The organism is Isoptericola croceus (assembly GCF_029382255.1).
GTDB lineage: Bacteria > Actinomycetota > Actinomycetes > Actinomycetales > Cellulomonadaceae > Isoptericola > Isoptericola croceus.
The window spans coordinates 74,811-97,768 of record NZ_JARLLG010000004.1; the positions used below are offsets into that span (position 1 = coordinate 74,811).

At 69.4% G+C, this 22,958-nt stretch carries 19 protein-coding genes, 1 tRNA gene and 1 pseudogene; 10 read left to right on the plus strand and 11 right to left on the minus strand.

The annotated features are described in order from the left end of the window. Nucleotides 1-8 precede the first annotated feature (8 nt). Both PZC42_RS22540 and PZC42_RS10880 read right to left on the minus strand, forming a co-directional pair. Nucleotides 9-2,210: an acyltransferase family protein gene (locus PZC42_RS22540; RefSeq protein ID WP_277210932.1), complete on the minus strand. Its 2,202-nt coding sequence runs from the start codon at nucleotides 2,208-2,210 to the stop codon at nucleotides 9-11. A 3-nt stretch (nucleotides 2,211-2,213) separates the two neighbouring features. Next, entirely contained in the window at nucleotides 2,214-3,122 is a 909-nt protein-coding gene (locus PZC42_RS10880) for an NAD-dependent protein deacetylase (protein ID WP_438802950.1), read from the minus strand. Between the two features lie 234 nt (nucleotides 3,123-3,356). On the opposite strand from PZC42_RS10880, the gene PZC42_RS10885 reads away from it, so the two are divergent. From PZC42_RS10885 to PZC42_RS10895, 3 genes are all read left to right on the plus strand, one after another. Further along, complete coding sequence (locus PZC42_RS10885) at nucleotides 3,357-7,112, plus strand: right-handed parallel beta-helix repeat-containing protein (protein ID WP_277210935.1); 3,756 nt, start codon at nucleotides 3,357-3,359, stop codon at nucleotides 7,110-7,112. A gap of 239 nt (nucleotides 7,113-7,351) precedes the next feature. Then, nucleotides 7,352-7,594 (plus strand): metallothionein, encoded by a 243-nt coding sequence (locus PZC42_RS10890; protein WP_277210937.1) that lies wholly within the window; start codon nucleotides 7,352-7,354, stop codon nucleotides 7,592-7,594. A 93-nt stretch (nucleotides 7,595-7,687) separates the two neighbouring features. Continuing rightward, complete coding sequence (locus tag PZC42_RS10895; protein WP_277210939.1) at nucleotides 7,688-8,107, plus strand: CBS domain-containing protein; 420 nt, start codon at nucleotides 7,688-7,690, stop codon at nucleotides 8,105-8,107. 64 nt (nucleotides 8,108-8,171) lie between these two features. Here PZC42_RS10895 and PZC42_RS10900 read toward each other — a convergent pair whose 3' ends face one another. Then, nucleotides 8,172-8,834 (minus strand): PAS and ANTAR domain-containing protein, encoded by a 663-nt coding sequence (locus PZC42_RS10900; RefSeq protein ID WP_277210941.1) that lies wholly within the window; start codon nucleotides 8,832-8,834, stop codon nucleotides 8,172-8,174. Nucleotides 8,835-9,063: 229 nt separating this feature from the next. On the opposite strand from PZC42_RS10900, the gene PZC42_RS10905 reads away from it, so the two are divergent. Then, nucleotides 9,064-10,815 carry a glycosyl hydrolase family 18 protein gene (locus PZC42_RS10905; RefSeq protein WP_277210943.1) on the plus strand — a complete coding sequence of 584 codons (1,752 nt, stop codon included), beginning with the start codon at nucleotides 9,064-9,066 and terminating at the stop codon, nucleotides 10,813-10,815. A gap of 104 nt (nucleotides 10,816-10,919) precedes the next feature. On the opposite strand, the gene PZC42_RS10910 is transcribed toward PZC42_RS10905, so the two are convergent. After that, nucleotides 10,920-11,366, minus strand: coding sequence for a CHRD domain-containing protein (locus PZC42_RS10910; protein ID WP_277210945.1), 447 nt, complete (start codon nucleotides 11,364-11,366; stop codon nucleotides 10,920-10,922). 255 nt (nucleotides 11,367-11,621) lie between these two features. Here PZC42_RS10910 and PZC42_RS10915 point away from each other — a divergent pair. Both PZC42_RS10915 and PZC42_RS10920 read left to right on the plus strand, forming a co-directional pair. Beyond that, a tRNA-Ser gene (locus PZC42_RS10915) sits at nucleotides 11,622-11,710 on the plus strand. A gap of 164 nt (nucleotides 11,711-11,874) precedes the next feature. Next, entirely contained in the window at nucleotides 11,875-12,414 is a 540-nt protein-coding gene (locus tag PZC42_RS10920) for a hypothetical protein (protein WP_277210947.1), read from the plus strand. Here PZC42_RS10920 and PZC42_RS10925 read toward each other — a convergent pair. From PZC42_RS10925 to PZC42_RS10940, 4 genes and pseudogenes are all read right to left on the minus strand, one after another. Then, nucleotides 12,411-12,602, minus strand: coding sequence for a hypothetical protein (locus tag PZC42_RS10925; RefSeq protein ID WP_368860270.1), 192 nt, complete (start codon nucleotides 12,600-12,602; stop codon nucleotides 12,411-12,413). The genes PZC42_RS10920 and PZC42_RS10925 overlap by 4 nt on opposite strands. Before the next feature lie 91 nt (nucleotides 12,603-12,693). Continuing rightward, a pseudogene (locus PZC42_RS22650) lies at nucleotides 12,694-13,209 on the minus strand (site-specific integrase); the annotation flags it as partial. A gap of 726 nt (nucleotides 13,210-13,935) precedes the next feature. Continuing rightward, nucleotides 13,936-14,625, minus strand: coding sequence for a hypothetical protein (locus tag PZC42_RS10935; protein WP_277210952.1), 690 nt, complete (start codon nucleotides 14,623-14,625; stop codon nucleotides 13,936-13,938). Nucleotides 14,626-15,194: 569 nt separating this feature from the next. Beyond that, nucleotides 15,195-15,413, minus strand: a complete 219-nt coding sequence (locus PZC42_RS10940; RefSeq protein WP_277210954.1) for a helix-turn-helix domain-containing protein — start codon at nucleotides 15,411-15,413, stop codon at nucleotides 15,195-15,197. Between the two features lie 105 nt (nucleotides 15,414-15,518). Here PZC42_RS10940 and PZC42_RS10945 point away from each other — a divergent pair, with 105 nt between their 5' ends. Further along, the gene (locus tag PZC42_RS10945) at nucleotides 15,519-15,866 is read left to right on the plus strand and encodes a hypothetical protein (protein WP_277210956.1); all 348 of its coding nucleotides are present in this window, start codon (nucleotides 15,519-15,521) and stop codon (nucleotides 15,864-15,866) included. Here the strand turns inward: PZC42_RS10945 and PZC42_RS10950 are convergent. Genes PZC42_RS10950 through PZC42_RS10960 form a run of 3 tightly spaced genes read right to left on the minus strand, consistent with a single transcriptional unit; the run spans nucleotide 15,863 to nucleotide 19,378 of the window. Continuing rightward, complete coding sequence (locus PZC42_RS10950; protein ID WP_277210958.1) at nucleotides 15,863-17,413, minus strand: replication initiator; 1,551 nt, start codon at nucleotides 17,411-17,413, stop codon at nucleotides 15,863-15,865. The two genes, PZC42_RS10945 and PZC42_RS10950, sit on opposite strands and share 4 nt — an antisense overlap. Beyond that, nucleotides 17,406-18,950 carry an FtsK/SpoIIIE domain-containing protein gene (locus tag PZC42_RS10955; RefSeq protein WP_277210960.1) on the minus strand — a complete coding sequence of 515 codons (1,545 nt, stop codon included), beginning with the start codon at nucleotides 18,948-18,950 and terminating at the stop codon, nucleotides 17,406-17,408. The genes PZC42_RS10950 and PZC42_RS10955 overlap by 8 nt, the downstream gene beginning before the upstream one ends. Continuing rightward, a complete protein-coding gene (locus tag PZC42_RS10960) occupies nucleotides 18,947-19,378 on the minus strand; it encodes a plasmid replication, integration and excision activator (protein ID WP_277210962.1) in 432 nt (143 codons plus the stop codon). The genes PZC42_RS10955 and PZC42_RS10960 overlap by 4 nt, the downstream gene beginning before the upstream one ends. A 167-nt stretch (nucleotides 19,379-19,545) precedes the next feature. Here PZC42_RS10960 and PZC42_RS10965 point away from each other — a divergent pair, with 167 nt between their 5' ends. The 3 genes from PZC42_RS10965 to PZC42_RS10975 all read left to right on the plus strand — a co-directional run bounded on the left by PZC42_RS10965 (nucleotide 19,546) and on the right by PZC42_RS10975 (nucleotide 22,949). Continuing rightward, nucleotides 19,546-20,313: a GntR family transcriptional regulator gene (locus PZC42_RS10965; protein ID WP_277210965.1), complete on the plus strand. Its 768-nt coding sequence runs from the start codon at nucleotides 19,546-19,548 to the stop codon at nucleotides 20,311-20,313. Between the two features lie 14 nt (nucleotides 20,314-20,327). Then, the gene (locus PZC42_RS10970; RefSeq protein WP_277210967.1) at nucleotides 20,328-21,017 is read left to right on the plus strand and encodes a YdcF family protein; all 690 of its coding nucleotides are present in this window, start codon (nucleotides 20,328-20,330) and stop codon (nucleotides 21,015-21,017) included. A 204-nt stretch (nucleotides 21,018-21,221) separates the two neighbouring features. Continuing rightward, entirely contained in the window at nucleotides 21,222-22,949 is a 1,728-nt protein-coding gene (locus PZC42_RS10975) for an AAA family ATPase (protein ID WP_277210969.1), read from the plus strand. Nucleotides 22,950-22,958 lie beyond the last annotated feature (9 nt).

A 22,958-nucleotide genomic window follows, 5' to 3' on the forward strand; every position in this document is an offset into this window, starting at 1 on the left:
TCGGCAGCCTACGGCGCGTCGCCGAGCGCCGCGCGGACAGCGCCTGTCACCTCGGGCGCCAGGGTGCGGGCGAACGTCGCCGTCAGGTGCCCGTGGTCGAAGTACGCCGTCACGCCGCCGATCACCGGGTGGCAGACCTCGTCGCACATGAGGTGGTCCACGCTGGCCACGGAGACCAGCCCGGTGGTGTCGGCGCTCGCGGCCCTCGCGAGCGGGTCCGGCTCGAGCGCGGTCTCCGGCGGAGCGCCGCAGGTCTCCGGCGCATAGGCGAACTGCACGAGGCACTCGGGCACGTTGCGCGGCATCGCCGGGGTGTCGCGCAGCACGAGCACCGGGATCCCGGCATCGGTGAACGCCGCGAGGGTCTCGCGGTAGGCGTCCTGTGCGGCGGCCTCCTGGTCCTCCTCGGCGACGCCGGCCAGCGGCTGGTGCGTGCGGTCGGAGAGCACCGCCAGGTCGTACCCGCCCGTCACGACGCTGTCCACCGCCCACCGGTTCGTGGCGCGGCACGCCTCCGTGACGCCCGCGCCCGGGAGGTCGATCGGCGCGTCCACGGTGTAGCAGACCGACTGCAGGTAGGTGTCGAGCTGCCAGCCCTCCGTCGCGATCGCGTCCTCGAGCGCCGGGACCCAGTGCCCGGCGTGCGAGTTGCCCACCAGCGCGATCCGCGCCGTCGGCCCCTCGGCCCCGTCGCCGCCGTAGGTGCAGGTGTTGCGGGTGGTGAACGGGGAGTCGTTCCAGCAGCCGTCGGCGTAGACGACGGGCTTGTCCTGCGCGGCCGCCGTCGGCCCGAGCAGCGGCCCGGGGTCCTCGCAGGACGCGTCACGCACCACCTCGGCACCGAAGCACGGCTCGGCCTGCACGACGGCGGCGCGCGCCTCGGCCAGGGCGTCCCGCTCGGCGGCGCTCGCCGACACCCAGACGCCGACGGCGGCACCTGCGACGACCACGACGCACAGCCCGAGCAGCGTGAACGTCGCCCCGAGGCGGCGGGTGAGTCGGGGATGGAACCGCAGGCGGTCTTCGACGTACCGCTGGGAGAACCAGGACAGGAGCAGGGTCGCGGCGAGGATCGCCAGGAGGTCGGCGGTGCCGAGGTCGCGGCTCAGGGCGAACGGGGCGATGACGATCAGCGGCCAGTGCCACAGGTACACCGAGTAGGAGGTGTCACCCAGCCACTGGACGGGCCGCCACCGCAGGGCAGCACCGGGCCCGCCGCCCAGCCGGTCGGCGTCGGCGGTGATGACCAGCAGCGCGCCGACGGTCGGCAGCAGCGCGGTGTACCCCGGGAACGCGGTGCTGGCGTCGAAGGTCAGCACGGCGACGGCGATCATGACCAGCCCGGACCAGGCGGCGGCGACCCGCAGCCCGGTCAGCGTCCGCGGGGCACCGGGCTCGGCGCCGACCTGCCCCGCGGGACCGGGGCCATCGGGTGCTGCGCCACGGGGTGCTCCACCACGGGGCGCCGCTGCACCGGATGCCACCCCGACGAGCGCGGTCGCCGGCGCGGTCCGCGCGGCGCGGAACGCCAGGACGGCGGCCAGCAGCCCGCCGAGCCCGAGCTCCCAGAACCGGGTGGTGGACACGAAGTAGGCGGCGGCCGGCTCGGCCCGCGTCATCCACACCGACCAGCCGAGCGAGGCGACCACGACCGCACCGGTCAGCGCGACCGCCAGTGCCGCCGTCGTGCGCTCGGAGTCGTGGCGCCGCCGCGCGCGCAGGCCGGCCCAGGCGACCGCAGCGAGCAGCAGCGGCCAGACCACGTAGAACTGCTCCTCGATGGACAGCGACCAGTAGTGCTGCACGGGGGAGTGCAGCTCATCAGCGGCCAGGTAGTCCGTCTCGGACCTCGCGAGCGCCCAGTTCTCCACGTAGAGCGCGGAGGCGACGACCTCGCGGCCGACCTGCACCAGCGAGGTGGTGGGCAGCCAGACGGCCGCCGCGACGAGGGTGGCCATCAGCACGAGGCTCGCGGCCGGGACGAGCCGGCGCACCCGCCGGGCCCAGAAGCCGAGCAGGTCGCGGCCGCCACGGATCGGGCGGCGCAGCAGGTGGCTGGTGATGAGGAACCCGGACACCACGAAGAACACGTCCACCCCGACGTAGCCGCCGGTGACCGAGGCGGGCCACAGGTGGAAGCCGAGGACGGCGGCGACGGCGACGGCGCGCAGACCCTGGATGTCCGTGCGCGGTGAGGACGGTGCGGGCACGCCTCAGAGCATCTCACCCAGGGTGACGAGGGTTTCGGTCACGCCGGCGTCGACCTTGACGGTGGCGAGCGGGTCGCCGCGGGTCTCGCCGCGGTTGACGACGACGATCGGCTGCTCGGCCTTGGCGGCCCGGCGCACGAACCGCAGGCCGCTCATCACGGTCAGGCTCGTGCCTGCGACCAACAGGGCGTCGGCGGAGTCGACCAGCTCGTAGGCCTCGGCGACACGGTCTCGCGGCACGTTCTCGCCGAAGTAGACGATCTCCGGTTTGAGCACGCCCCCGCAGAACTCGCAGTCCGCCGGGCGGAAGTGCGAGGTCTTGGCGATGACCGCGTCCGCGTCCGGGGCGACCTCGATGTCCGCGACGGTGGTGCCGCCGTCGAGCACGGACTCGACGAATCCCGGGTTGAGGGCGTCGAGGCGCTCGGCCAGGTGGGCGCGGGAGATGGTGCGGCCGCACTGCAGGCAGATCACGCTGTCGTAGCGTCCGTGCAGGTCGATGACGGTGCGCGAGCCGGCGTCCTCGTGCAGCAGGTCGACGTTCTGGGTGATGACACCGCGCACGATGCCGCGCTGCTCCAGCTCGGCGAGCACGCGGTGGCCGGCGTTGGGGTGCGTGCGGCGCACGTGCTGCCAGCCGACGTGGTTACGGGCCCAGTAGTGCCGGCGGAACGCGTCGTCGCCCACGAACTGTTGGAACGTCATCGGGTTGCGTGGCGGCGAGTCGGGGCTGCGGTAGTCCGGGATGCCGGAGTCGGTGGAGATGCCGGCGCCGGTGAGGACGGTCAGGGTGCGGCCCTCGAGGGCGCGGGCGGCGTCGTCGACGGTGCCGTGGTGGATCACCGCGTCCGGTGGCAGCTCCCACCGGCGTTCTTGGTACGTGGGGGCCAGCGGCCGGGCGGCGGGTTGCACTGTTCGAGCGTACGACGGCGGCGCGGTGGTGGCGCCTCGCGCTGCGTGGTGAGGGGTCGGTAGTTCGTCTCGGGATCGGTAGTTCCGACTACCGATCCCGACACGAACTACCGACCGCGGCACCGCGGACGGCGGGCAGCCGCTTGACCGCGAGGCGGGAATGCGATTACCGTACGAGAAACCGGTTTCCCGCACGCTCGATGCCGAGCGGTGCGCATCTCGACGAGGAGATTCATGACACCGACAGGCACCAGGGTCCGCACGTCGCTGGCCGCTCTCACGGCCGCGGCGCTGACCGTCACCGCCTCGGTCGCGGCGGTCGCCGCCGGCCCGGGGACAGCGCTGGACGCGAGCACGCTGAGCACCGGCGACTACACGAGCGACGTCGTCGTCGGCGACTTCACCCTCCACGCCACCACGGCCAAGGCCGTGACGGTCGACGCGCACGCGCGCACCTCCGACCGCGGCGACGAGTACACCCAGCGGCTCAAGCTCAACGGTGCGGGCGACGCCGAGCAGCGGTCGCTGGCGATCACCGTGGACGAGCCCACCGAGGTGCTCGTCCACGCGCGCAGCGGCAGCGGCTCCGCCGACCGCACGCTCGCCCTCTACGACGCCTCGTGGACCGAGGTCGACAGCGTCCCCGCGCTGGCCGACGACGGCAGCGTACCGATCGCCACCGAGATCCTCGAGGTCCCCGCCGCCGGCACCTACTGGATCGCCTCCCCGGCCTCCGGCGTGAACGTCTACTACGCCCAGCTCGGCGCGGACGACGACGTCGAGCGCGCACCGTGGGCCGACGTCGCCGCACCCGTGGTCGACGGCGTCGCACTCGCTGCGGGCGACCCGTCCCGGCTCGCGGTGGCCTACAGCGGTCTGGTCGGGACCGACGGCGGGGACGTCGCCCACGCCCTGCTCTACGACACCGCCGGCGAGCTCGTCGACCGCGCGTTCTCCACCGCACCCGGCGAGGCCGGCACGATCGCGCTGACGCCGCCGGCCTCCGGCGACTACGAGGTCGAGGTGCGACTGACCCGTTCCGGGGAGAGCGACGAGCTCGTCTCGGACCGCGTGGGGACCGGTGCGTTCTCGCTGCCCCTCGTGGGCCCCGAGGTCACCGGTGCCCTGACCACCGCCGTCTCGGCCGGGCTCGGAACCGTCACGGTCGACTGGTCCGCCGTGGCCGAGGCCGAGACCTACGCCGTGCAGACCAGCGCCGACGGCACCGACTTCACCACCGCCGTCGACGGCGTCACGGGCACCAGCGCGGACGTCACCGGCCTGACGGTCGGCGAGACCTACCAGGTGCGGGTGGCCGCGCAACGTGGGACGGACGAAGCCGCTGGTGCGCCCTTCGAGGTGACCGTGGCGGGCTCGGTCGAGCGCTGGCAGGCCGCCGACGTCGGGTCCAACGCCGGCTCCGGCGGCTCGGTGGCGGACAACGGCGACGGCACGATCACCTTCGACGCTCGGGCCAGCTCCACCAAGCTCGCGACCTCCGAGGACGGGTTCCAGTACTTCTTCACGAAGATCGACCCCGCCACGGAGAACTTCACGCTGACCGCCACCTTCCACGTGGACGACGCCTCGGCGAAGGACAACCAGTCCGGGTTCGGCGTGATGGCGATCGACGACCTGGTCCCCGAGTCCTCGCCCCACCGGTACTTCAATTCGGCCGGAGCCCTGGTGACCCGCTACGGGACCGCGCCGAACTTCGCGAACGGCACGCCGGGCGCCCGGTGGGTGCACGGCTACACCGGCGCGACGGACGACAACTCCGCCGGCACGCGCCACCAGGACGACTCGGTCGAGTTCGACCCGCAGTTCCGCAGCGAGGCCGGTACGGCGGCGAAGTTCGAGACCGGCGACGTCTACGAGCTGAGCCTGCGCAAGTCGAACACCGGCTTCCACGCCACCTGGCACCGCGACGGCGAGGACGACGTCGAGGTCATCCACTACGACCCCGAGATGCTGCTGCAGCAGAACGGCGACGAGTACTACGTCGGCATGGCCGTGGCCCGCAAGATCGCCGTGACCGTCACCGACTGGCAGCTCACGACGATCCACCCGGACGACGACGAGGCGGCACAGGAGCCGCCCACGCGCTACGTGCCGACCACGCTGTCCGTCGACGTCACGTCCACGACGCCCGAGCACGAGCTCGACATCCCGCTGGTGACGAACTTCTTCGGCACCGGGCAGATCCTCGACGCGGCCGGTGAGGTCGTCGTCGACGGGCTGGAGCTCGAGCCCGGTGAGCAGCAGCTCGGCACCGTGGCCCTGGAGCCCGGGGTCAACGAGTTCACCGCGCGCGCCGTCCCCGGTGACGACCAGCCGCACCTGCGCGAGCGGGAGGAGCTGGAGTCCACCGACCCGGTCGAGACGGCGGTCACCGTCACCGTCGCCTCCTACGGCGAGCCCGGCCAGTCGATCCGCGTCGCCCCGCACGGCACGCCGGACGGGGACGGGACCGAGGCCAGCCCGCTGGACATCCACACGGCCGTGGCGTTCGCCCAGGCGGGGCAGCAGATCGTGCTGGCGGGCGGCACCTACCGGCCGACGTCGGCGATCGTCGCTCAGCGGGGCCGCAACGGCACGCCGGACGCGCCCATCACGCTCATGTCCGCACCCGGGGAGCGTGCGGTCCTCGACCTGAACGACTCGCGAGGCGGCGGGATCATCCTGCGCGGCGACTGGTGGCACGTGTACGACGTCGAGGTCACTGGCTCCCGCGACAAGCAGAAGCCGATGCTCGTCCAGGGTCACCACAACGTGGTCGAGCGCGTCGAGGCGCACCACAACCGCGACACCGGTATCCAGATCTCCGGATCGGAGGCCGAGCCGCCGTCGATGTGGCCGACGCACAACCTGGTGGTCTCCTCGGTGTCGCACAACAACGCAGACGACGCGAAGAACGACGCCGACGGGTTCGCGGCCAAGCTCACCGTCGGCGAGGGCAACGTGTTCCGGTACAACATCGCCCACCACAACATCGACGACGGCTGGGACCTGTTCGCCAAGTCGACCACCGGGTCGATCGGCACCGTGGTCATCGAGGACTCGGTCGCGTTCGACAACGGCTGGCTCGAGAGCGACCCGACGGACATCGGGGAGGGGAACGGGTTCAAGCTCGGCGGCGAGTCCATGCCGGGTGACCACCTGCTGCGCAACTCCGTCGCGTACGGCAACGCCGGTGTCGGCGTCTCGTCGAACTCCGGCCCGGACGTCCGGCTGGCGGACGTGACCACGGTCGACAACGCCCGCGGCGTCCGCCTGGAGACGAACGCCGCCACCAGCGCCTACGAGGCCGGCGGGGTGCTGTCCTGGAACGCCGGGTCGGACGCGCTCGGGCTCAAGCAGTCCGACACGTCGATGCTGACGGACGCGTCGAACTACTTCGACGGCACGGCGCAGGACGCCTCGGACGGGCGCCCGGCCTCCGTGGGGCCGGACTGGTTCGTCACGCGGGACAGCGAGAACCTGCGCCCCGAGATCGCCGAGGACGGGTCGATCGAGATGCACGGCCTGTACGAGCTGACGGACGTGGCGCCGTCGGACACCGGCGCCCGCCTGACGGCGAACCCGGAGCCGACGGTCATCGAGCTGCTGCCGCCCGTCGCGGGCGAGCAGGGCGAGCCGGGGCCGAACCCGTGGTACGCGACTGGCGTGTACGTGCAGGGTGACCTGGTGCAGCACCACGGTGTCGTCTTCGAGGCGCAGTGGTGGACGCGCGGCCAGGAGCCGGGTGCCTCGACGACGCGGGGCAAGTCGTCCGTGGCGGCCTCGGGTCCCTGGATGGAGATCGGCCCGGCGGAGGCAGCCCCGCCGGTCGCCGCGTGCGCCGAGCCGTGGGACGCCACCACCGCCTACGACGGCGGTGAACTGGTGGAGCACGACGGCGTCAACCACCTCGCGATGTGGTGGACCCGTGGCCAGGAGCCCGGTGCGGACGTCTGGTCCGCCTGGTCCTCGGTCCAACCGTGCGCCTGAACGGTCCGAGGTAGCGCAAGGTCCGGTGGGGTAGCGCACTGCGCTACCCCACCGGACCTTGCGCTACCTGGGGAGGTGGAGCGCTACCTCGGCGTCAGGCCCCCGCGCCCGACGACGGCTGGCCTGCAGCGCTGGTCCGTCCTAGCGTGGAAGTGCGGGGCTGCCGCTCCCGACGTCCGGACCGGCCCCGCCAGACTGGTCCAGCCACGGGCCGATCCGCTCGAAAGACGGAGGGCAAGATGGCAACCTGCGACATGTGCGGCAACGACTACGCACAGACATTCACGATCACCAAGGCGGATGGTGCGAGCGGGGTCTACGACTCGTTCGAGTGCGCCTCGCACGCGATGGCGCCGCGGTGCGCCCACTGCGGCTGCATGGTGCTGGGGCACGGAGTCGACGTCGACGACGAGACCTTCTGCTGCAGCCACTGCGCCCGGGCGACCACGGGGGTCGATCTCACCGACAGCGTGGGGACCTGAGCGTGGCACTCACGTGCGAGGTGCCGTGCCGAGGAGCATGGTGAGGTTGCCGGTGAAGCAGCCCGCCGTCGCCCTTCGTGGAAGGAGGTCGGCATGGCTTCCCGCACCGTGGCCGACTGCATGACTCCCCGGCCCAGCATCGCCGACGTCTCAGACACGCTGCTCTCCGCAGCGCGGACGATGGCGTCGCAGGACGTAGGTGCCCTCGTGGTCCAGTCCGACATGCGGCTGGTCGGCATCGTCACCGACCGGGACATCGTGGTCCGAGGCATCGCCGAAGGCCTCGGCCCAGACTCCACCCTGTCCGACGTCATGAGCGACCGCCTCGTCGCAGTGGGGCCGGGGGACTCTGTCGAGGTCGCGGTCCAGGTGATGCGGGACGCGGCGGTGCGCAGGGCACCGGTGGTCGACGGGAGCGTCGTGGTGGGCGTCGTCTCCCTCGGCGACCTGGCTGTCGAACGTGACCCTGAGTCGGTGCTCGCAGACATCTCCGAGGCGTCGCCCGACCGCTGAGGCGCACGAACGCCCCGCACGACGGCCTGGCCTGCCCTGCCCTGCGGGGAGTCCGTTCGTGAGGTCAGTCGGCCTGGCTCGGGGCCTTGAGGAAGGCCAGCACGCGGGCGGCCTCGAGCGGCCGCCCGTCGGTGGCGGTGGCGTGCACGTGCTGCACGAGGCGCTTCGAGAGCAGCCGCACCGGGACGTTGGTGTCGTTGGAGCGGCGGCGCAGCACGTCGAACGCCACGTCGTCATCCAGCTCGAGCGCGAGGCCGACCACCGCCTTGGCCTGCTCGATGTGGCGTCGGCCGTGGGCTGCGGCGCGGATCTCGATATCGGCCTCCTTGGAGGCGAGTCGCTGGATGCTCGACGTCAGGTCGAGGACGTAGCCGACGAGCTCGACCGTCTCGCCGTGCTCGTCCCGCCGGCCCTCGCCGACGATCGAGACCACGTGGTTCACGCCGTGGGCGTCGATGATGCGGTGCACCGTGGCGAAGGGATCGCCCGTGCGGCGGGCGTCGTCGAGGACGTGCTGGACCCGGTCGCGATCTTCCGGGTGCCTGTGCGCGAGGACCATCGCGGTGGTGGGAACGACCTCGCCAGGTTCGAAGCCGTGGATGCGGAAGGTCTCGTCGGACCACCACCACTCGTGCGTCAGGAGATCGACGTGGTACCTGCCGGTCAGCGTGCTGTCGCCGAGGGCGAGAGCGTCCGCAGCGTGGTGGTGGGGTAGTGGCGAAGTCAACAGATCCTCCTTGGCCGGCGGGGGTGTGCCGGGGGGTCGGTGGATTCTTACGAGCCTCTTCGACGCTATCGATGCGTGCTCCGTCGCGCCGGGTCGGGGGCGGTTCGGCAGGGAGTCCACACAGGTTCCACACCCTCTGGTGCTGCCGACCGCACACCGCTAATATGAAGGGGACCGAACAAACCCTGTCCCGGGTGCTCGGCGCCCGGAGGAAGCAGTGAGGCTCCCGATGAGACAGCGCACGTCCCGCAGCACGCACGTCCCGCTCGCCCTGGTCGCCGCGGCCGCCACCGTTGGTCTGGCGGCTGCCCCCGCCGTGGCCGCCAAGCCCGCCCCGGCGGCCCCCGACGCGAGCTCCACCCACGACGCCGACGGCGTCAACGGCTACACGACCCTCGGCTACTTCCCGGCCTGGGCCTCCGGCGACGCTCACAACTACGAGGTGGCCGACCTGGTGAGGACCGGGGCCGCCGCCGACCTCACGCACCTCACGTACGCGTTCGGCAACGTCACCACCGACCTCGTGTGCGACATCAGCGACGACGTCGTCCCCGCCGACGGTGTCGACCCCGGCCAGCCCGAGGGCGACCCCGAGAACGACTACCTGCGGCTCGTCGGGGCGAAGGACGCCGTCGACGGCGTGGCCGACGTCGAGGGTCAGGCGCTCGCCGGGAACTTCAACCAGCTCCGCAAGCTCAAGGAGGTCTACCCGGACCTGAAGATCATGGTCTCGCTGGGCGGCTGGACCTGGTCGGACAACTTCTCCGAGGCGGCGCTCACGGCGCAGAGCCGCGAACGGCTTGTCGACTCGTGCCTCGACATCTATCTCGACGGCAACCTGCCGGTGTCCGGGGACCAGGGCGGCGACGGTGTCGCGGCGGGGATCTTCGACGGGTTCGACGTCGACTGGGAGTGGCCGGCGGCCACCGGCGAGCACCCCACCCCGCACCCCGAGGTGGACCAGGAGAACTTCCTCGCCCTCATGGAGCTGTTCCGCGAGAAGCTCGACGAGCGCTCTGCCGCCGACGGCGAGGACTACCTGCTGACCGGGTTCGCGCCGGCCGGCTGGGCACCGCGCACGCAGGGAGGCTGGGTGGACCCGCGGCTCGCCGCCGTCGTCGACTTCCTCAACATCCAGGGCTACGACTACCACGGCACCTGGGTGGCGGACCGGACCGGGCACCAGGGCAACCTGCACCCCTACTCCTGGCCGGACGCGCCGGACCAGGACGCCAACTGGGGTCTCGCGGCCGACGGACTGCTCGGCGCCTACCGGGCCGCCGGCTACCGCGACGAACAGATCGTGCTCGGACTCGCCGCCTACGGCCAGGGCTGGTCCGGCGTGGAGGACCCCACACCCGGATCGCCGGCCGGTGGTGCGATCGGCGTCGCGAACTACTCCGCCTTGCGCACCGTCGGCACCGAGTACTACGACGCCGACGCCGTGGCCGCCTACCGCTGGGACGGCGACCAGTGGTGGAGCCTCGACACCCCGCGGTCGGTGACCGCCAAGGCCGAGTGGCTCGCCGAGAACGGGTTCGGCGGCGCCTACTTCTGGGACATCGCCGGGGACTATCGCAACGAGCTCGGCGGCGCGCTGGCCGACACGTTCCGGGCGGCTGCCCCGGGGCCGTTGGTCGTCGGTGACGGGGCGGCGCCCTGGTACGCCTCGGGCGTGTACACCGTGGGTGACATCGTGTCCCACAACGGAGTCGAGTACGCGGCGAAGTGGTGGACGCGGAACCAGGAGCCGGGTGCCGCCGGCGCCAAGCGCGGCCCGTGGCGCGAGATCGGTGTGCACGGGGACAACCCCGTGGTGGCCGAGACGTGCGGGGAGGGTTTTGACCCGTCGGCGATCTATGTGGCCGGCGACGTGGTGTCACGGGCCGGGGTGAACCACACCGCGATGTGGTGGACCCGCGGCGAGGTGCCCGGGACGTCGGTCACCGGTGCCTGGGACGCAGGGGTGCCCTGCGTCTGAGCCGCTCCGATGGTGTGCGGTCCGCGAGGCCGTCCTCCGGCGCTCGGTTCGTCCCCGCGGGGTGCGGACCGGGCGACCGGGGGCCTCACGACGGCGGGGGAAGGTCAGTGCGTGAACTGGCCCCGGATCTCACCGCCCGGGAACGTCGGGGTGTGCACGTTGACGTAGTAGGAGCGCGGGTTGGCGTCCAGGTCGGCGAGCACGTCGGCATCCGCCGGAACGCAGTCGGAGACGGTGAACGACGTGCCCGCCCCCACGCTGAGCGGGATCACGATCGGCCCGTCGACGTGGCGCGGGGCGACGTGGACGTGCGCCGCGACGGCGTCGACCGAGAGGTTCCGGGCGGAGAGCGTGTAGCACAGCTCGCCGCCGTCGATCGTGTAGCTGAACTTGCCGCTCGCGCCGGTGTTCGACCCGGTGGTCTCCTGGCCGACGTTGAGCGGGAACGAGTTCGGTGCCGCCGTCGCCGGCGTGGCCAGGACGGCACCGGCGATGCCGAGCGCCGCGACCGCCGCTGCACAGCGGACGCGGAAGCTGGTGTTCGTGGACATGTCAGATCCTCCTTGATCGGATGGCCGTGCGTCGAGTGGCCGTGCGCCGAGTCGTCGGCGCGCAGGCCGGCCACACCTAGTACGACGAGGCCACTGTGCGCGCGGTTCAATGCGAGTCGCATCCGGGGGGCTCGGGTGGGCGTGGGCGCTCGCCGAGCCGCACCTCCGGTGCTGGTGGTGACCGACGTCGCAGGGCTGTGGATTTCGTGGATCCGGGCAGGTTCGGTATCCTCGGTGGGCCGGTTCGTCCGGCGAGGTAGCGTGTCCGAGCGGCCGAAGGTGCAGCACTCGAAATGCTGTGTGGTTCATAGCCACCGTGGGTTCAAATCCCACCGCTACCGCCACCCGAAGGGCCCCACCCGCGAGATTCTGCGGATGTGGGGCCCTTCGTCGTTCCCCGGTCACCGGAAACTCACCGAATTCCGTCGACGCCCCGTTCGGGACCGGCCGATGGACGTGGCGTTCGCTCCCGTGGAGGTCGCGGACTGCATGCGGATACCTTTCCCTCATGGAGCTGGCCGATGACCCGCTCGAGCCATGGCGTGCGCTCGAGGCGGTGCGAGAAACCCTGCCGCTCGAGACCCAGGCGATCTTCATCCTCCTCTGCGTGGAGAGCCGCTTGGCGATCTGTCAGGCACCAGATGGCGTAGGCCAGGGATACCTAGGCGCGATCTGGGACTCGCTCGATGGTGATCGCTCCACGCTGTCCACTCTCTCCGAGAGCCTGAGCGACCGCCCAGACATCGACGAGCGCGACGAGCTGGCCGCCCTTCTCCACGCGATCGAGGCCCTTCGTGGATCACACGAGGCCGCCGCGTGGGGCGCCGATCGCCTGCGTGACGACGCCTATGAACGCATCCCCAGAGTTGGGGACGACCACCTGTTCGCGTCGCTTGGTGTCGACACTGCCCACGATGTCGTCCAGGACGAACTTCGTTGGCAGCGCTCACTCCTCGACGCGTTTCGCACCGACGAACGCGTGGCTGCCGGCCTGCGTGAGCGAGCGCGGGCCCGCTGTGGTCCCGGCCATCGTGGAGAACCGCTCTAGTTGCCGCGATTCCTGCCAGTGTCGACGACGGTCGCCGCTTGCTCGACGAGCTGATCGATGACGACGCGGAGGTCCGGCGCCACGTGGGTTCGCTTCACGTAGTGCCGCACGGTGGTGCCCTCGTCGGCGTGACCGAGCAGAGCGGTCGCGTTGGCGATGGTGGTGCTGTTCGCGACCTGGGTGGCCACGGTTCGCCGGAAGTCGTGCGGGGTGACCCATGACGTCGCTGCCGACCTGAGCCTCGCGGAGCTGGTCGCGGATCCGGCTGGGGGAGCGCGGTGTGCCCCGCGTCGAGGGGAACACCAGGCCGTCCGGTCCGCCGTCGAGGCCGAGGTCCAGCGACTCGGTGATCGCCGCGACGACGAACGCCGGCAACGTGATCGTCCGCCGCGAGGAGTCCGACTTCGGCTTGGTCTGCCGCATCAGCCGGCCCTCGACCCGCACGACGGTCCCGGCGACGGTGAGCGTCGGGACGTCGGCGTCCAGGTCGAGGTCAGCCTCCCGCAGCGCCAGGCACTCACCGATCCGCAGGCCGGTGCCGAGTATGGTGTCGACGATCTGCGGCAGCAGCGTGATGTTCCGGCGCCCGCGGGTCCGGGGCGGGCGGTCCTCCCGCGCACGGACGGCCTTGCGCACCGTGACGGCGTCGCGGAACCGTTCGCGGACGCCGAGGGCGACACCAACCAGAACAAGGCCGGCGAGCCGCTGCCCTACGTCGAACCACCTGAGGGGATGTTCCCCGACGTCCGCGAAACCCACCTCGAAGGAGCAGCATGACCACGGCGCCGAGACCACGATCGTCGACCCGTCCCACGCTCCGCTCGGTCGCCGCCCCGAACTCCTCAGCGTCGAGTACCTGAGCCTCGCGTTCGTAAACCCCCAGCGCTACCGCTGCGAAGCGTGGCACCTGACCAACGGCGCCGCCGTGGTCATCGTCACCGACAACGGCGGCACCAGCCTCATGAACGCATCCGAGAAGGTCGCCTAGATGGTGCGCAAGCGATGGCAGATCGCTGATCTCACCATCATCGAAGACTGGCTCGAACCATTCATAGATGACGACCCCGAGACCTGCTTCCACATCTCGAACGAGCGCGGCAGCAACGAGCACCTCAACGTGGACGATTGGACTGCCCGCGGAATCGTGCTCCCACGGTAATGCTGTCTTGTGAGCGAAGGGGCCGACATCCGCGGATGCCGGCCCCTTCGCTGTCTGTGAGTCAGATCGCTACGCTCCACAACCCACTAGTGCTGATCAAGTGGGAATTAGCGCGCCAAGGCCACTGTGCCTCACTTATCTTGTGTAGCCCGGCGCCCTGGACGCTTGACAATTATACCCACGGCAAACACTGCACATAAGGTGCCAATTATCACCACGAACCACGTAATTCCCGAGTCATGGGGCTCGAACAGTGTGGGCACCAAAAGGATTAGTGCCGATCCCGTTAGGGTCAACCCAAGGAGCCAAACCAGGAACGGAAGGTGGGAGCGCTGCGGATTCATGTCGCGGATCGGTCTGGATCAGAAGCAGGCTGCAACTGCTGTGATCCCGGCCCCATGAACTACTGCGTAGGCGCCGATGCAAGCCGCGCAGATCGGAACGGCCCCCCCGGCGCACGAACCACCGCAGGCCAGCGCGATGGCGATGCCGAGCGTACCCGTGATCCCCAGCGTGGCGGAAAGGCATGCAGAGGTGCTCTTGCTCGTGGCGAGAGTCGACGCAGACGTCGAATCAAGAGCCGAGATGGGTCCCGAAAAGTGCAGATCCTTCATCAGTTCACTGTCGGGCACGAACGGGATGTCCGTATCCTGGCTCTTGGTCAGCTCGCCGTCCGTGTACGCCGTGATACGGAAGTTGTCCGAGCCGTTTCGCTCGAGGAGGCTCTCCGAGTACTGCACGACGTTTTCGTCCTCGTCGAAGACAATCGTCACGTTGCTGGTAAGGCTGTGCTCGCCGCCAACCGGAACGGAGACTGACGTAAAAGTCTCATCGTCGCCCGAGAGCGCGAGCACCGCTGCCTTCGACTCTTCAAGGTCCACGGCTGGCGCGTGAACGATCACATCGCCCGCAGCAACGGCGTCCATCGCCACGTCGGTCATGTGCACAGCGACGCTGTGCTCGACCTCTTGCACGACATCCGCGGCGTCGGCGGCGGTTGCCGATGCCGAGGTGGGTGCGACCAGGCCGAGCGCAGCGATCACCGTTGCCACTACGGGCACCCTTACCTGTCGAGTGGTCGTTCCAAGCATCTACTCGATCTCCTTCATTGGAGGAAGGCCCGGGGGATGACCCAAGGCCTCGGACTCGCCCAGGGTGGCATCGATTGGTTGCTTCGGTCAACACACCGTGACGCTCTGGCCTGCGAGTTTGCTCCGCAGCGCGCCGCGCGATCGCACACTAGGGGCCAGCGCCGCCTGTGGTCGCCGCCCGGGCGGACCTCACCCTCTGGCTCCGCCAGCGCTCGTGACCAGCACTTCTGAACCAGGCCATAGTGTGGCGAGGCAGCCCACCAGAGGCGCCGGGCAAAGAGTAAAAGCCAGAGCGCTAGCGGTCGAGTCCGGCGCGCTGGACCGTGGCGGCGCGGCCGCGGGTGCGGCGGGCTTTGGGGCCCTCGTCTTCTGGTCGCTGGCGGCGAGGGCTTCGGTCGCGGGCTTGGCCTGGCTGACGTCGGCGCGCATCCGGGTCGCAACGACCTCGTGGCCGGCCAGGAGCCCGGTGCGATCTCGGTCCGGCTGATGTTCCCCCAACGCCCCGGCTCGATCGGCTTGCGCGCCACGGCTCAGCCCACCACGCGGCTGTCGGTGACCCGGTCCAGCCAGGCCTCGACGTCCTCGGGACGGTAGCGCAGCCGGGCGCCCACCCGCAGCACCTTCGGCCCGCCGCCCCGGCTCGACCACGCGTACACGCAGTGCAGGGTCACCCCCAGGTATTCGGCCAGCTCGTCCGGCGTCATCAGGCGCCGACGGCGGGTGGTGGTCGGTGCGATCTGGTTGCTCATCGTGGTTCCTCCTACATCGTTGTGGTGTGGCTGCTGATCTGTTCTGTGACGTGCTGCGATGCCGTCGGTAGGGTGAGGCTCGCTACCGACCCAGGAGACGAACGCATGGACGCGGCCCCCCGAACCGACGAGCCGAGCGCGCCACCGGCGAGATCGTCCGACCCGCCCGGCCCCGGCCCCGCCAGGAACGCGATGATGGGCGTCGCCTTCCTGGCGCAGGCCGTCGTCACGTTCTTCTTCGCGTCGGACTGGCTGACGCATCTCGGCGAGCGGCTGGTAGCTCCCGCGGGAGGTCCGTTGGTGCTGAGCGCCGTGACGCTCCTGGTCTTCTTCGGGATCTTCGCGGCGCAGTTCGTCGTCTTGGCGCTGCGCCGGTGGCACCCGGTTCGGATGGTCTCCATGGCGACGATGGCGATGGTCGTCGTGTGGTCGCTGGCATCTAGGGCGGCCTAGCGGCTCGCTCTACTCATGCGCTCGTGCGCCTTCCACTGCGCGTACTCGCGGGCACGCGCGGCCGCGGCGTCGGCCAGGGCCTTGTCGCCGGGGTTGGTCCAGCCGGTGCCCTGGTAGGTCCACGAGCCGACGACGAGCGTGGTCTCTTCCTCGTCGGCCAGCAGCCGGTTCTCGAGGTCGGCGACGTCCATCGGCGTGCCGTCGCGGTCGGCGTCGGCCTTGAGCCGCTGGAACCGCATCCGAGCCCGGCGCAGGCGTCCCAGCGGGATCGAGTAGCGGCGTGACTTGCTCGAGAAGTGGCCGCGGAAGCCAAGCATGTGGGCCCACTTCGCCAGGAGGCGGTACGGGCCGTCGCCGCACTGCCCGCAGTCGCAGCCGTCGTCGTCCTCGGGGTCCGGGCCGGCGAGGCCGCGGCACGCGGTGCGGGCGCGCTCGGCGAGCCATCGGCAGGTGCGGATGAGACGACGGTGGTGCGGTCGCGGGGCCGACGGGTCGGTGCCGGTGCCCTTCGTCGAGTACTTCGCCAGGTAGCCGGCCACCTGTTCGGGGCGCAGGTCGTCCGAGCCCTCGTCGTTCTCCGGCACGCCAGAGCGCACGCACCGCACGTCGAGCTGCTGACCGAAGCGCAGCACGCGCGGGACGTCCGCACCGTCGACCGGAGGGGCCGTGACCGAGACCGCCCGCGCAGCGTCCCGGACTGCCTCGGCGAGCATCGCGCCGGGGAGCGGAGCCGGCGAGCCCGGGCCGTCAGGTCCGTCGAGGCGGATGAGTGCGTGGAAGTGCACGAGCCCGCGCACCTGATACTCGGCGACCTTGGCGAACTGCACCGAGGCGATGTCCCGCAGCGCCGACTCGCGCACGCCCATGGCCTCGGTGACCTGGCGGCGCATCGCGATGGTGAACCGCCGCCACAGCTCGGGGGCGTGCCACTGCCACACGACGGCGGACTTCCAGTCGTAGCAGGCGTCGCACAGCGGTCCGCCGACGGCCAGGTCGTGCTCGGAGTGCTGCGCGGTGCAGGACCGCGGGACGCCGTGCGGGCAGGTACCTCGGCCATGAGGACGGCAGCGCCCGGCACCGCCGTTCTTGGAGCGGGTGCCGTGCACGTGCCCGAACGACGGCGCGGTCAGCGTCGCGAAGACGAGCGGGTTGTCCGCGATCTCGGCCGGGACGGTCTTGCCGCCCAGGAGCCCGGCGCGGATCATCTCGAAGGTGTCGCGGGCGTAGACCCGGGAGCACGCCGGGCAGACGGACTCCCGCCGGTTGCCGCACGCCCGGTAGAGGACGCCGAGCGGAGCGTCGGCGGAGCTGAACTCGGCCAGGACCTCGCCCGTGGCGGCGTCGATGGTGGTCGACGAGCCCTTGAGCCGGACCGGGTGGGAGCAGAACCCCACGCGAGCCGCGGCATCGGAGAAGGCACCGACGGTGCGGTCACGCAGCCGGGCGGTGATGCCGGCGACGGTGGCGGGGGAGAGGTCCCCGAGGTCGAGCGGCGCATCCTGCCCGAACCCCGGGAACCGTCCCGTGACGGCGTGCACGTCACTCACCGCGAGCCCCCGACGCGGCGGGCTGGCGAGCAGCGCGGGGCTTGCGCGGCTTCCGCGGGCGCGGCGCGGGTTCGTTCCCCGCAGGCCGTGCAGCTCCAGTGTTGGCGGACGCCGCACCGGACGAGACCTCGACCGGAGCCACGTTCTCGTCGTCTGCCGGGGCAGAGGTCGGAGCCTCGTCCACCTGCGGTGGTGCCAGCTCGGGCTGGTACCGGTCGGGCGCCGGGTAGGTGTCGACCACCATCCGGATGAAGGTGTCCTCCCAGAAGTCCGCCCGCACCCGCTGCACGTGACCGTCGTCCGCCACCACGTACCCGGTGCCCGGGTGGGCCGGGCTGATCTGGTGGGCCGGCGCGACATCGGCCATCCCCTCGCCGAGCACCATCGTCGTCTCGGACGCCGACCGCAGCCGCAGCGCAACCGTCTGCGTGAACAGCCCACGCATGCCCACCGTCTCCTTGCGGGGATCCTGCACGAACGCGGCCACGACCACGCCGAGCGCACGCCCCTGGGTGAGGATGCGCCGCAGCAGGTCCGACGCCTCGCTCTGGACCTTCTTGGAGGCGTAGGCCGTCAGCACCGCGAGCTCGTTGATCATCAGCACGTGCACCGGGTCGCCCGGTGTGGGCTCGAAGTCTCGCGTGCGGCCATACATCTGCCGCTGGCGGTGGTCGACGACGGCGAGCAGGTCGCGCAGGGCCTCGACGGCCTGGTACTCGTCGGTGGCGACCCGGTGGAAGACGCCGTCACCCATGCCGATCTCGATCCCTCCCTTGAGATCGATGCCCCACAGCCGGACGAGTCGCGCCTCCACTGCCGGGGCGAGGTTGCCGGCGATGCCCCAGAACACCGAGCCCTTGCCGGACCCGGAACAGCCGACCACGAGCGTTTGCCGCCCCCGCAGCGTGAGCCGCCACCGCGACCCATCCTGGTTCCGGCCGAGGTCCACGCCCTGCGGGTCGACAACCTGGGGAATGCTCGCGTAGAGCGGCTGGTCGAGCAGGTCGGCCATCGTCAGCATGATGTCGAGCACGCGGGGCCGCACCCGCTGACTGGTCGTGCTTTCGGCCTCCAACGCCGTCTCGATCGCGGGGACGGCCTTGCGGAGGTCGTCGAGCGTCTGCCCGGCGCGAGCCCGCACCCGGATCCGCAGCGTGTTGCCCCGTGCACGGACTCGCACCAGCCGGGGAACGACCCGACGGTCCCGCACGACGGCGCTGGCCAGGCCGCAGGCGATGGCGAGGTCGAGCCAGTTGCGGCGGACGTGGCGACGCCAGGCGAACCGGCGCAGCGGACCACCGAGCAGTGGCTCGTACGTCATCGGGCTGAACACGGCCCAGAATGCTCGGGTGAGGTTCCACGCCGGGACGGAGAAGAGGATCACGACGCTCAGGAGGTCGTGTCCCATGAGGCTCACCACGCCGTAGAAGAACACCGACGCGGTGAGCCACCACAACCCGCGGGCGGTCCACCGCAGTGCCAGCCACAGGGCTGAGAACACCCGGCGGACCGCCTGCCACGCACGAGCGATGATCACGCCGCGGCCTTCGCGGTGGTCTTGGCGCCCTGGCCCGTCTGACCGGGAGTCACCATCTCCGACGCGCGGAACGACATGGCGATGCGCGGGCGCATGCCGTTGTCGTCGACGTACGGCAGGGCCAGCAGGCCGACGAACTCCACGGGCGTCCACGGAAGGCCGGACTTGTTCTCCGGCGGGACCGGCTGGTGCTTGGCGACGAACTTCACCGTGACGCCGATGTCCTTGCGGCCGGCGTCCTCGTCGCCGTCGATGACCACGCACTGCCACATCGGCAGACCGGTCTCCTTGTCGAGCTGCTGCGGGCGGGAACCGTCGGGGCCGGCTGCCGCGTTGAAGTCCGCCACGGGCTCGACCTCCCCGCGCAGGAACGCGCCCTTCGGGAACGCCGTGGTGTGCTCGATCTGGAAGCGCTGCTTCAGTGCCATGTCCTAGCTCCTTCGCTGTCTGCCCGGTTCGACCGGACTGACCCCTCCTGGATAGAGGTGGTTCTAACCAAAACGTAGCACTTCAGCGAAGATAGAACCACCCCTAATGCCCTCACATCGATCAGGTGGCCGCATACCGCTACCGTTAACCGAAGAGGAGGTGGGCCATGACGCACGGCTACAAGGAGCTGGCGGCAGTCCTGCGTGACGGCATCCAGCGCGGTGACTACCCGCCGGACACGACGCTGCCGAAGCAAGCCGACCTGGCCGCTGAGTACGGGGTCAACATCAAGACGGTGCGCAATGCTGTCGCGCTGCTCGAGTCCGAAGGCCTCGTCACACCTGTCCGACGTCGCGGGACGGTCGTGCGGTCACGCCCACCGATGCGCCGGCTCGGCATCGAGCGGTACGCCAAGAGCAACTGGAAGTACGGCGACCGGGTCGCGTTCGCTGCCGATCGTGAGGCCAACGGGCAGTCATGGGAGCCGGCGGACCAGACCCAGACGGTCGAGCGCGTCCCCGCTCCGAGCCACGTCGCGAAGGCACTGAGCATCGAGCCCGATGCTGAGGTGTACGCCCGCGCGAGAACCGTGCGCCACGACGGGACGCCCACGCACACGCTGATGAGCTACTACCGGGTGGAGGACGTCGACGGCACGCCTCTGGTCGACGCGACGCCGGGACCGGCCGGGCGTGGAGGCGGATTCGCCGTGCTCACGCTGCAGGGGCTGGAGCCTGACCAGATCACCGAGACGCTGACGGCCCGGATGCCGAGGCCTGACGAGGCCGCGATGCTCGAACTGCCCGGCGGCGAGCCGGTCATGGTGCTGCAACGCACCACGCGGACGAAGGAAGGCAGAGTGGTCGAGTACGCCGAGGGCGTGCACGCTGCTTCACGGTTCGCGTGGACCTACACCTTCGACATGCCCGACTGACGAACGGAGACCCCATGAGCGTGATGGACGACGCCCAGATCCTCTGGGACTACCACCAGTTGCACCACGAGCCCAGGAACACCGACATCGCCATCGGGCTCGGGAGCCACGACATCGGTGTCGCGGAACACGCGGCCGCCCTGTGGCACGAGGGTCGCTTCCCGCTGATCGTCTTCACCGGGGCGAACGCGCCGACGACGGTCGACGTCTTCCCCCGCGGGGAGGCTGTGCACTACGCCGAGCGCGCTCAGGAGCTCGGCGTACCCGCTGACGCGATCATGACCGAAACGCGGGCCAGCAATACGGGCGAGAACTTCGCGTTCACGCATGAGCTGCTGGACGGCCTCGGGCTCCACCCCTCTTCGGCCACGATCATCAGCCGGCCGTACCAGCAGCGCCGTGCATACGCGACTGTCCGCAAGCTCTGGCCAGAACTGGACGCAATTTCGTCGTCACGAGAACAGTCGCTCGAAGGATATATCGCCACCATAGGCGATCGCCGCCGAGTGATTGAAATGTTGGTGGGCGACACTCAGCGAATCTGGATATATGCCAATTCGGGGTACGCGCAACCTCAGGCAGTCGATGGAGAAACAACTGAAGCGTACACTCGACTTGTTGATATGGGCTACACGGGCCGACTAGTGCCGGGAGTGCCCGTTGAATCCCCGATCAGCGCGCAGGGATCCAAGGTGGATTCTTGACAATCTGCGACACGCAGTCGCCACCAGTCTTGAAGCGACAGTGGCAGCTCACCATTCGGGCGAAACTAGCTACACGAATTGACGGAATGGCTTGGCGGTGTCGCAAGTTGCTGATAGCGCACGAAAGTGCAGGAGCGGCTGCGGGTAACAAAATAGTGCGTCGACCGAGTTCAAATTTGGTACGTTGGAAGCCAGGAGGGCGCGATGTCGAAGACGCGATCACCGGGAAACTCCGAAACTCGGGTGGAACGGGTGAAACTGACCGACTTTCGAGGCGTGACAGGGAGCCTCGAGATGTCTTTTGTTAAGCCCAAACAGGGGCCTGTATCAACGATCATCTACGGGGAGAACGGCACCGGCAAATCGAGTGCCGTCGATGCGGTGGAGTGGGCATGCCAGGGCAGCGTGGGACGGTCTGCAAAATTCGACGCTAGATCCAGGCCCTGGCTCATCAACGCGGCTTCGAGTCGTGAAAGCTGTTCAGTGGAGGTTGCATTAACCGACGGCACGACAGTGAGCCGAAATGCCCTGCGCAACGAGGAAGGCGGCTTGGACATCACCGCCGCGCAGAACCGCCCAGAGTTCAGCCACTCTCCGATGTCTCTAAAGCGTGCCGACATCCTGAGTTTCCTTGACGCGGCACCGGAGCGCCGAGGCGCCATCTTCATGAACCACCATTTCCCAGGCGAGGATGGTCGACCCGCTACGATTTCAGAGCATGAAAGTGAATCCGCCGACGTCGTAATCGCGGCCAAAACCCGAGTACGCAGGGCCGCAACTGTGGTGGCGGCTCTCGTTGAAGTCGAACCCCCACACGATATGGGTCAAGTCCGACTTATGCTGAACAACGACGTCTATAGAGGCCTGGCTCCGCGTCATCGTGGCCACGCGAACCTTCCGCGAAAGCTTCAAGAACCCGCTAATGAACTAGTCGAGTCCCTCGAAGCTCTAGACGCCGCCAAACGCCGTCACCGCCAAGTGAGCCAGCTTTCTAACAGGGCAACGCAACGAGCACGGCGGACTCATGAGATTCTGGGCAATGTGAGCGACTGGCTGACACTTTCATTTCGCACAGTCACAGGTGCAGGCCACGTCGAGGAAGTCGTTGCCGAGGCGGGCAGGCTGGGGCCAATGAGCCTGGAGATTGAAGTAAGGGTAAGCCGAGACCTGCAGGGCCCGCCCCAACGTATGCTCAGTGAGGGCTACCAGGACCTCATTGCGCTTCTGTATTTTCTCGCCGTGGCACGAGCAGCGGGCGCCCACGGACAGGCGAAGGTGCTGATCCTCGACGATGTACTCCAGTCGGTCGACGCTGGCATCCGGGTACGGCTAATGCAACTGGTTCTTGAAGAGTTCTCGGATTGGCAACTGATTGTAACGGTACACGACCGCCTGTGGCGAGAACAGTTGCACTCGATCTTCCAGCTATCTGGTCACATGGTTAAACACGTAGAAATTCGCGGGTGGTCATTTGGCGCGTTGCCAAAGGTGTCATACGACGCAGTCGATCCGAATATTGCTACCGAACTAGAGAACGCGCTTACTGGCGGCGATGCTGCCACGGTCTGTGGAGTCGCAGGTCGGGTGCTTGAACAGATCGCAGACACGCTTAGTTGGACGCTTGCTATTAGTGTCCAGCGACGGAGAGGCGATCGATACACTTTAGAGGACCTGTGGCCAGGTGTCCGTAAGGCGTTGTCTAAGACTGCTCTGCATGAAACTGTTAGGGAAGTCGATACGTGGCGACACCTGCGGAATATGGTTGGAGCGCACTACAACTCGTGGGCGACTGGAGCTGCTTGGTCGGATGCCGAGAATTTTGGTTTGGCGGTTCTTGTGCTGCTGGAGAAGGTTCGGTGCTCCAGTTGCGGTCAGTGGGTGGAGAGTATGGGTAAATCTCTGCGCTGTCGCTGTGGCCATTTGGAAGTTTAGCGTACCTGG

What these genes read in the sequence shown, in the direction of transcription:
- PZC42_RS10890 (WP_277210937.1), top strand. Translation starts at nt 7,352, where the DNA reads ATGGCAACCTGCGACATGTGCGGCAACGACTACGCACAGACATTCACG.
- PZC42_RS10905 (WP_277210943.1), top strand. Translation starts at nt 9,064, where the DNA reads ATGAGACAGCGCACGTCCCGCAGCACGCACGTCCCGCTCGCCCTGGTC.
- PZC42_RS10920 (WP_277210947.1), top strand. Translation starts at nt 11,875, where the DNA reads ATGGAGCTGGCCGATGACCCGCTCGAGCCATGGCGTGCGCTCGAGGCG.
- PZC42_RS10885 (WP_277210935.1), top strand. Translation starts at nt 3,357, where the DNA reads ATGACACCGACAGGCACCAGGGTCCGCACGTCGCTGGCCGCTCTCACG.
- PZC42_RS10965 (WP_277210965.1), top strand. Translation starts at nt 19,546, where the DNA reads ATGACGCACGGCTACAAGGAGCTGGCGGCAGTCCTGCGTGACGGCATC.
- PZC42_RS10945 (WP_277210956.1), top strand. Translation starts at nt 15,519, where the DNA reads ATGGACGCGGCCCCCCGAACCGACGAGCCGAGCGCGCCACCGGCGAGA.
- PZC42_RS10895 (WP_277210939.1), top strand. Translation starts at nt 7,688, where the DNA reads ATGGCTTCCCGCACCGTGGCCGACTGCATGACTCCCCGGCCCAGCATC.
- PZC42_RS10970 (WP_277210967.1), top strand. Translation starts at nt 20,328, where the DNA reads ATGAGCGTGATGGACGACGCCCAGATCCTCTGGGACTACCACCAGTTG.
- PZC42_RS10940 (WP_277210954.1), bottom strand. Translation starts at nt 15,413, where the DNA reads ATGAGCAACCAGATCGCACCGACCACCACCCGCCGTCGGCGCCTGATG.
- PZC42_RS10960 (WP_277210962.1), bottom strand. Translation starts at nt 19,378, where the DNA reads ATGGCACTGAAGCAGCGCTTCCAGATCGAGCACACCACGGCGTTCCCG.
- PZC42_RS10910 (WP_277210945.1), bottom strand. Translation starts at nt 11,366, where the DNA reads ATGTCCACGAACACCAGCTTCCGCGTCCGCTGTGCAGCGGCGGTCGCG.
- PZC42_RS10975 (WP_277210969.1), top strand. Translation starts at nt 21,222, where the DNA reads ATGTCGAAGACGCGATCACCGGGAAACTCCGAAACTCGGGTGGAACGG.